Genomic DNA, 503 nt, shown 5'->3' with positions numbered 1-503 from the left:
CGTCTTCTTTTTCAGGAACGGCTGCCATGAGTTTTTCACGGTCAAGTCCTTTTTCTGCCACATCTTCACGCATGAAGACTTGGTATTCCAATGGGCTTTCAATCAAGTATTATTGTGATCGGCTCTATCACGCTCCAAGTCGCTTTGAATAAAATGGGAACAAATGCTGTGGCTACCCAAGCCATCGTTTCTAAAATTGACCAATTTGCGATGCTCCCGATGATTTCAATCGGCCTTGCCATGGCAACCTTTGGAGCACAAAATTATGGGGCTAAACAGTACAAACGAATTAATCAAGGCTTAACACGGGCTCTTACAATTACTGTCGGTTGGTCAATTATCTTTGCCATTATCTTAAACCTTGCTCACTTCTATTTCACCACTGCTTTCATTTCAAGTAGCCAAACAGCCGTTATTGAGATGTCGAGTCACTATTATCTTGTGAACGGAAGTTTCTACTGGTTATTAGCTATTTTATTCGTTACCATTGGTGTCTTAGCAAG

1 protein-coding gene is annotated in these 503 nt (G+C 41.4%); it reads left to right on the top strand.

What is annotated here, in order from left to right:
- Positions 1-90: 90 nt before the first annotated feature.
- Positions 91-503, top strand: a 413-nt coding sequence (locus BABA_RS13825) for an MATE family efflux transporter (protein WP_007085816.1), incomplete at its 3' end; no start/stop codon positions are given.

It is taken from the genome of Neobacillus bataviensis LMG 21833 (assembly GCF_000307875.1).
GTDB classification, from domain to species: Bacteria; Bacillota; Bacilli; order Bacillales; family Cytobacillaceae; genus Neobacillus; species Neobacillus bataviensis.
The sequence above is the reverse complement of the archived record's forward strand: the minus strand, read 5'-3'. Positions and strand labels throughout refer to the sequence as shown.